Annotated in this window: 2 pseudogenes; both read left to right on the top strand. The window is 64.1% G+C overall.

The window, feature by feature from the left end:
- Nucleotides 1-89: 89 nt before the first annotated feature.
- Nucleotides 90-698, top strand: a pseudogene (locus tag F604_RS12345) (aldehyde dehydrogenase family protein); the annotation flags it as partial.
- Nucleotides 699-909: 211 nt separating this feature from the next.
- Nucleotides 910-1,854 (top strand): annotated as a pseudogene (locus tag F604_RS12340) (IS256 family transposase); the annotation flags it as partial.

Raw genomic sequence — 1,854 nt, 5'->3', positions numbered from 1 at the left:
AACCTGGCTCCCCATCACGAGACCGCGGTGCGCCTTCTGGGGGCCGGGCGATATTACCTGCTGGAGTGAAGGGGGTGCGGAATGTGGGCTTAAGGGCCAAGTTCCGGAATGCCGGGGAGTCCTGCGTGGCAGCAAACCGGGTCTTTGTGGAGGCCCCCATCGCCGAGGCCTTCGCCGAGGCCTACGCCAGGAGGGCTTCCGCCCTTAAGGTGGGCGATCCCCTTTCCGAGGAGACGGACATCGGCCCCCTGGTGAACGAGGCGGCCCTAAGGAAGGTCCACGCCCACGTGGAGGACGCCCTCTCCCGGGGAGCGAGGCTCGTGGCGGGAGGGGAGGCCAGGGGGCTCTTCTTCGCCCCCACGGTGCTTTTAGATGTAAAGCCGGAAAGCCTCCTTTTCCGGGAGGAGACCTTCGGCCCGGTGGCGCCCCTCACCGTGTTCCAGGAGGAGGCGGAGGCGGTGCGGTGGGCCAACGGCTTCCCGGTGGGGCTTGCCGCCTACGTCTTCACCCGGGACCTCTCCCGGGCCTTCCGGGTGGCGGAGGCCCTGGAGTACGGGATCGTGGGGGTGAACGACGGGGTACCCTCCACGCCCCAGGCCCCCTTCGGGGGGAGGAAGCAATCGGGGCTAGGGCGGGAAGGGGGGAAGTGGGGTCTAGAGGAGTACTTGGAGGTCAAGTACATCTCCCTGGGGCTTTAGGGCACCACCCCCCGCCAAGAACCCAAGGTGGGCCTTATACCACCCCATGCAGCTGGGGCCAGAACGTAGCATGGGGGCCCCGGTAGGGAGTCCCCGTAAAGTTTTTGGGAACCTGGAAGCGCAGGAAGCAAAAGTAAAGGGTATAAACCCCTCCCGGAAAAGAGGAGGGCGGGCCCGGCCAGGTAGTGTAAGGAATTATGTGTAAGGGTCTGTGTTTAATAGGGGGGCACACCTTAGACGGAGGAGGTGCCCCTTGGATCAGGATACCCTGCGGATCTTGCTGAGGGAAGCGGTGCGGGAAACAGTAAGCGAGGTTTTGCAGATCCTACTGGGTCAGCCCGATAGGGCTAGCTTGGGGCCGACCGGGAAGCCTTCTTAAGGGAGCACGGCGGGAAAAAGAACGGCCACTACCCTAGGAAGCTGGAAACCGCTTTCGGCCAAGTCCATCTGAAGGTCCCCAGGGACCGAGGCTGCTTTCCCGTCAGGGAAACACGGAGAGGCCGCTACTACCCTGCCTTCCTCCACCCCTACGCCCGCCGCCTGGTGGACGTGGGAGAAGTGGCCGTGGCCCTTTACGCTGCCGGGGTCAGCCAGCGCAGGGCGGCCGAGGTGATGAGCCTCCTTTTGGGCCACCGGTACTCCCACGAGACCTTGGTCAGCCCAAAGGGCTACCTTGGGGGCCTTGACGGACGAGGTCTTGGGGGCGGCGGAAGCCTTCCGTAAGCGGCCTTTGCCTGCAGAGATGGCCTTTGTCTACCTGGATGGGCTTTCCCTAAAGGTCTTTAGGGAAGGAGAAGGGATCGTACGGGAGACGGTGTACGTGGCTTTGGGCCTTGCCCCGGATGGGGAGAGGCGGGTCTTGGGATTCTGGCTCTTGCCCACGGAGAACGCCACCGCCTGGGAAGAGGTCTTGGTCAGCCCGATAGGGCTAGCTTGAGGGAACTATGGCAAAGGGGCTTGCGGCGGGTTTTGCTCTTCATCACCGATGGCCTACCCGGGATGGAAGAGGCGATCCGCCGGGTGTATCCCCTGGCCCAGTGGCAGGTGTGCGTGGTGCATAGGGTGCGCTCTAGCCTGGGGCAGGTGCGTTCCCGGGACAGGGCTCTTTTGGCCCAAGACCTGAAGGGGGTGTACATGGCGGGGAGCCGACAGGAAG

The organism is Thermus scotoductus DSM 8553 (assembly GCF_000381045.1).
Taxonomy (GTDB): domain Bacteria; phylum Deinococcota; class Deinococci; order Deinococcales; family Thermaceae; genus Thermus; species Thermus scotoductus.
This window is presented reverse-complemented; position numbering and strand designations above follow the sequence as displayed.